The following is a 6,502-nucleotide window of genomic DNA, read 5'->3' on the forward strand; positions in this document are numbered from 1 at the left end:
GAGCAGCGGTTTGAATGCATCTGTCCAGCCGGTCAGGCGGGCTTTTAAATCACTGGCCAGTTGCAGCAAAAACGCATGGCTCAGGTTTCCGCTGATTTGTGCCAAGCCCTGTGCGCGAAGTTCGGGGAGCAGTGAATCGACAGAAGACGATAAAGACTCCGGTGTCAGCCTTTTGTTCCCGAACACCCCGACCAGCTGCACCGGCCGTTCCGGTTGCGGCCAGGTCAGTTTACGCCGGTCCAGCAGATACACCGGCAGTTCCCAGCGCAGCCGGTGGCGGACGATTTCATAACCGCGAAGTACCGCGTCTGCCTGTTCCGCCTGAGTATATTGCGCTTCATGGCTGACCCAGATCAGCGCATCGGCAGGAGAATTAGAGCGCAGACGGCGTAATGCCTGAAGGTCTGCCAGGTTACCGCCCGCCGTCAGTGAGCCACCCCATAACAGCAGGGTATTGCCGAAGGTCATCCAGCCAGCTCCTGTCAGCCCCGGCGCAACCGCTTCAACATCGGTCACTTCGCCCATCACCAGCAGCCAGGGGAGTTTGCGCTTCCAGCGCAGGCCGTAGCGTTTTCTCAGACTTGCTCTGAGCCGCGGGAAGTCAATGACCGGGTGCTGCTTCGGTGTTTCATTCTGCTCAACAGGGTTTGGTTTTAACGGCGCAATATATTCGGCAGATGAGCCTGAAAAGGATATTGCTGAAAGCAGTATTGCCGTTACCGCCAGCAGGCTAAATGCGATCACCAAAAAGAGCGGGGTTTCGGTTTTAGGTGACAGAGGACTGCCTTGCCCGATGATCACAAACATGATCACCCCGAATATCAATAACAGAAGCACAATGCCGGTAGTGCGCAAAATCCCTTTGAACATTATTCGCTAATCCCTGAGTGACGCATTTGCGTCCTGTATAAATTGAGGCTTCTGGATATTGCTGACCAATGTCCGCAGCGCAATAACGCTTCCGGGCAACGTGATAAACAGTGAAAAGACAATGGTGGCGAATCCCCACCCGGAAAATAGCCAGTGTGGCCATGCATCCCCAACACACCAAAACAGCACGAAATTAAACAGCAAACTCAGTGCGACACATCCCGCGGGATACGGGGCCGGTGGCAAATTCTCTGCTGGCTGGCTGATGACCGGCTCCTGAGCACCCACGACCATCGCCCAGGCATTTTTTCCGTCATGGTGGATAATCCACTGGCCTCCCTGACCCTGTTCAACCATCTGCGCGGCCGCCCCCATCAATAACCCACCCGTAAGCGCACCGTACTGGTCATTGTCTTTATCAAAGTCCAGCAGGCCGCCCATGGGGGCAGATGCGCGCAGTGGTAGCCTGAGTTCATAAACCAGGGTGCTGAGCTTTTGGCGCACGCTGTCTGTCAGCCCGCTGAACCAGACAAGGCGTATCGATTCTGTCGGTTGCTGCTGCATATCCCGCTGTTCCGTCAGTTCGGTAGCTAACCGGTCGGTTTTGACCGGCATTGCCCGGAACAAACGCGTCGCTGTTTTGCTCTCTGCGGCATTGAGCAGTGATGGAGGGACGAGTAATAGCGCTGTGGCAATTTCCGACAGCGCTTCATCAGGTTTTCGGTAATGCATCGCGAGCAGCAAAACGGGATGGCGGGAGACAATGACTGACTCATTCCAGATGGGAAAAAGCGAAGAGTCAGGCAGCAGGTCTACAGTGAATTTTTTAGCGGGGAAACGTTCAGCCAAAATTGAGTACAGCTTATGCTGTTCGGCCTCATCAACCTCGCCATAAGCTTGCAGATAAACCGACACGTCTTGATTTTTAAGCGTGGTATTCAGTGTCGGGGCGATTTCATCAAGCAAGGCATGACATAAGCGTTCAAAGCGATTTATCCCCGGTATCAGGGTTTCTTCAGGAAAGAGAACCTTAGGCATATCGGCCGCATCATCTGATGTTCCCGCCTTTTCAAGACCCGCCTTGCGGGAAATCAGCTGACTATCAGATGTCAGCATTACCGCCTTTGCCACGTAAAGAGAGTTCTGGGCCCAGTGTTGCCATGCAGTGGAAGTATTGTGCTGCCACCATAATGCGTTATGCCAACACAACGCCTGAATTTCCCAGAATAGAAAATAGAGTGTCAGAAAAAACAACGTTCCTGCCAGCGCATAACCGGTTAGCGGGAGGTAGTAGCCAGACGCCAACATTGGCAAACCATCAGCAGGGGAATTGAGCACTATCCATGCCAGTGATGCCAGAAACCCGGCGCCAAGGATAAAGATGCATATCCACGGTGACCATGCGGCCGCTTTCTCAGGCACAGGTGCCTTCGGTACTGACCATCCCATCAGTCGACCTCCATATCCTGTAGGGTAGCAATCACCACGGATCCGCATTCAGTTTTGAAACCGTGCAAGANNTTCAAAACTGGATGAGGCCGAGGACACTTTGCCTCCATGTGAAGTGGGATCACCGAGTACTACTGCGAATTTACCCATTGAGTCATCCCTTATTATATTTTTCTTGAGCCGAACGCTTCATGCTTTCCAGACGTTCCTTGTCGTATCCCTGCCTTGCCGCGCCCTCATCCAGCGATTTTTTAAACTCATCGCTTTTAGTTTCTGTTGAGATGATGGGAGGTATTGGCGGGATGGATAACTCACCTTTATTGAAATAGTTGTCATAGCCTTTCGTCCAGTCTGCTCTGTCTCGCAGTTCTGCCATAAATGCCTTGTCCCAGGTCGCGTCACAGAAGCCGATCGGTAAATCAAAGGAAACGACCTGTTCCATAAATTCGGTACTGCTTGGCAAGGTACTGTGATCGGTGGGTTGCGAGATGTAGGACCCCACGCGGATACGGCGTTCTTCGTCAGTTTCCTCGCGCATGATGGGTTCGAAAGCGTGTCCCCCGGCCACTACGCGATAATTACCTGTAGGCACCTGTATTTTGGGGTACAGCAACACGTAGTTTGGAAAGGTGTCGTCATTGGGTAAATTTGTATCCGCATCATACTGCCCCCAGGCAAATCCTGTTCGAGATTTGGGATACTTATCCCAATGCTCCCCATCACCAGGACGTATCTTGTCAAAGTCTGCCATATCAGATGCTTCAATAGGGTCTGGGACTTCCTCTGCATTGATATCGATAGTCTGACGAAAATCTGGGGTGTTGTAGGTCAGAAAATCCCCACCGTCATCCCAGAAAGGTTTGCCATCAGGTAATGGCCAGAACGGCGTTTTAGGGTCAGGTGCTGCTCCGCAGGGCGTGGCGCGTGCCATCATGCGCTGAAACAGATTCTTTTTGTGATCTGTAATGAGTTTGGCTGGCTCTTGCTTACGGGTATTGGGCAATCCCTGCCAGCCAAGACTGAGGAGCGGTGAAGAGCCCATCACGCGGTCATGCGGGTTACAGTAAATATAAAAACGGCCGTGATTATCCCGCTCAGGAATCCATCGCTCTGAAATCGTGGTTTCTTTTCGTTGCTGTTTTTCAACGGCCGGGTACGTCTTTCCTGAAGAAACATAATCATATTCTTCGGTTTCAACTATGGTGACCTGAGGCTGCGTTGCTTTATTTTTTATCAGTGGTGTCCAGGGTTTTTTATCTTCTGATTTCCCAACGAATAGCTCGTTGTATTTCTCCGGTGAAAGCGCCTGAGCCTGTTCTGCTACTTTATTGATGATGGCTTCAAGGGTTTGTTCGCGGGCCTTATCGGATAGAATTTCATTATCCGGGAGAGAGAAATTATCCGTCGATTTTGTTTCCATCGCGTAAGGTGAATTTAGAATAAATAAAGCGTCCGGTGCTTTTTTTGCAAGCGCTGTTGCCCCAAGCGCGATCATGGTTCCCTGACTATGAGAAATAATACTCACGGTATCTCTTGGATATTTAATCCGGATTAAATCCAATAAATCGGCCAGTCGTTTAGCCGTGTGAGCATAGTATTTACGCGGCGGAGCACTGGACAGTAAACGGTCAAAATCAGGGGCGAAGTCTTGTACGGTAATCGGAACATAGCGTAATTTTGCATTAAAACCGGTTTCCCCCCACAGAGAAACCAGATTATTGGTGCCGTTCTGGAACGGGCCACCGCCCCAGAACCAGGGGCCTTTAGCCTGCAGCACTTCAGGCTTCAGCCCCTGTTTTTTCAACGCCCGGTAATCTTCGTTCTGACGATTGACCAGCGGAATGAGGTATTTGTCTTCTTCACCCTTTGCAGAACGGTATCCCCAGTAAAACCGGACTATTGGGGAGTTGCCTGTATTCATTAATTTGCGATCCTTCTTATAATTTTCCAGATCAGCGGGATTATCGCAATTATATTGATTGGATTTCAAAGCATAGGGAGTACCTTCAAGCCCCAAACGGGTATTTAATCCCTTGCAAATATTCTGTTCAGCTTTGGCAAACCATTCTCCGGTAGAGTTAACCCCGTGAACAAAAATGATAATACCGGGGTAATGTGGCGGGAGTTTGCATTCCGCCCGCACCTTGACGTTCTGAGGTGACAAGGTGCTGCGAAAGTGGGGTTTCCCGTTGTCATCATAGAAGCAGGGGGCTTCACGTGTCGGCTCTTTAGATGTTGTCATTTTCGGTAACTCCCTGTCAGTCCGCAATGTATTTTACACGTCGTGGTTTGATATTATTATCGCAGTGAAAGTGATCATCCTGAGACACTGTATTGAAGTGAACGTCTGAGGTGTTAATCCATTCGTAATCATCTGATTTTTTTGGAATAGGGTATTTCTTATAATTTTCCTTCGCATTTGAAACCTGCGTATAAATAGCATCGTTAGTAATTGTTATTGTGTCATAAATAGAACCAATCACCTTTATTTCGGAGTTTTTTGATGGGTTCGTTATATTTTTAAAAGCAATGAAATAATTTAAAAATCCATACTTATAACTGACGTTACTCCCTGGGTAAGCAATGATATTATCACTGGCAGCATAAATAAATTTGCTATGGAAATCCATTACGCCATTTGGTTGGCTTATAGTGAATTCGTTTTGTGGTCTTTGATCTGCCCCCTCATGACCTGCTAAAACCTTAATTTGTTTATTCGTGTCGTTGTAGTAAACAAATCCGCCGAACGAGCAATCTAAGTATTTCTCAAGTGTAAAGAAACGATGATCGTCAATACGGTAGATAACCTGTGGTTCTACGTCGATTTCAACATCTCGAATAGCCCGGCCACTGGAACCGCTGGGGAAACCAAAGCCAAAACTGCCGCCGACTGTCGGGATTATTGAGATAACCACACAGGCAATAATCCCTATCCCGGCAAGTACAGCAGCGATAATACCGAGTGCTTTCAATGTATCTCTGATGTCACTGTTTTTATTTTCATCACACATAATCAAGTTCCATTTCGATTTTTGATACGCTGAATAACCCCATTGCGTTAACTTCTTGTCAGTCAGAAATGTATTTTACACGGCGTGGTTTAATAGTGTTGTCACAATGAAAATGGTCATCCTGGGATACGTTGCTGAATTTAACACCTGAAGAGTTAATCCACTCAGGGTCATCATATTTTTTTGGGATAGTGTATTTCTCATACGTTTCTTTCCGATTGGCAACTTGCACATAAATAGCATCATCTGTGACGATATTTGTGCGTGAACCCGATGAAGAAACTTCAAACTTTGCACTTTTTGATGGGGTGCTGATATTTTTATAAGCTATATAATAAGTAGAGTTACCGTATTTATAGCTCACGTCTCTGGTTGGGTATGCAATCACATTGTCGCTGGCGGCATAAACGAACTTACCATTTAGTGCAAGCACATCATTTTTCTGCATCGTTGTAACTTCGTTTTGAGGTCTTTTATCTTCCCCCTCATAACCAGCTAAAACCTTAATTTTTTTATTCGTGTCGTTGTAATAAACAAATCCGCCGTTGTTACAATCCAGGTATTTCTCCAGTGTGAAAAAACGGTGACCGTCAATGCGATAGACAACCTGCGGCTTTACGTCGATTTCAATATCTCGAATAGCCCGGCCACCGGAACCGCTGGGGAAACCAGCGCCAAAACTGCCGCCGACTGTCGGGAGCATTGACAGCACAATGTTCCACAGTATCCATATCACAAAGATAACCACGGCAATGATCATGACAATTTTCAACCCAAGTTCAGTACCTTCACTTTTCTTTTCATCACTCATAATAAATTTCCATTTTTAATTTCCGCATCCCGATTCAAACTGTGGTTGTCAATACCTATGCATCAATCATTTTCCCTTAGGGAAAACAGACAAAATCATATCGTCAACTATTTCAGATTGGGTTAATTCCGTTTCACCAGTAGCTGACGTGATGCCTTCGATGGTTTTTCCATCTGGCATAGTGATCCGATAAGGAACATTGCTGATGGGATCTCCGGTAAGTGAATGACTGACAATAAATTTCTCGTCAAAGCTCTCCGGCTCAAAAGATTTCATCGCACTCTGCATGCTGGCTGAGCCTTGCTTGACGATGCCGCCATTTTTAACCAGCAGTTTCCCCGGCCCGCCAATTTCAACGTTA

Annotated in this window: 4 protein-coding genes and 2 pseudogenes; all 6 read right to left on the bottom strand. The window is 47.7% G+C overall.

Annotation, left to right across the window (positions count from 1 at the left end):
• A pseudogene (locus tag ACM615_RS23180) lies at nucleotides 1-870 on the bottom strand (hypothetical protein); the annotation flags it as partial.
• Between the two features lie 6 nt (nucleotides 871-876).
• On the bottom strand, nucleotides 877-2,319 hold the full coding sequence (locus ACM615_RS23185) for a hypothetical protein (RefSeq protein WP_431012591.1): 1,443 nt from the start codon (nucleotides 2,317-2,319) through the stop codon (nucleotides 877-879).
• 154 nt (nucleotides 2,320-2,473) lie between these two features.
• Nucleotides 2,474-4,561 (bottom strand): T6SS effector phospholipase Tle3 domain-containing protein, encoded by a 2,088-nt coding sequence (locus ACM615_RS23190; RefSeq protein ID WP_431012592.1) that lies wholly within the window; start codon nucleotides 4,559-4,561, stop codon nucleotides 2,474-2,476.
• Between the two features lie 16 nt (nucleotides 4,562-4,577).
• Entirely contained in the window at nucleotides 4,578-5,330 is a 753-nt protein-coding gene (locus ACM615_RS23195) for a T6SS immunity protein Tli3 family protein (protein WP_431012593.1), read from the bottom strand.
• 58 nt (nucleotides 5,331-5,388) lie between these two features.
• Nucleotides 5,389-6,141 (bottom strand): T6SS immunity protein Tli3 family protein, encoded by a 753-nt coding sequence (locus tag ACM615_RS23200; protein WP_431012594.1) that lies wholly within the window; start codon nucleotides 6,139-6,141, stop codon nucleotides 5,389-5,391.
• A 66-nt stretch (nucleotides 6,142-6,207) separates the two neighbouring features.
• Nucleotides 6,208-6,502 (bottom strand): annotated as a pseudogene (locus ACM615_RS23205) (type VI secretion system tip protein VgrG); the annotation flags it as partial.

The sequence above is a fragment of the Rahnella sp. PAMC25617 genome (genome assembly GCF_050606005.1).
In the GTDB taxonomy this organism is placed as follows: domain Bacteria; phylum Pseudomonadota; class Gammaproteobacteria; order Enterobacterales; family Enterobacteriaceae; genus Rahnella; species Rahnella variigena.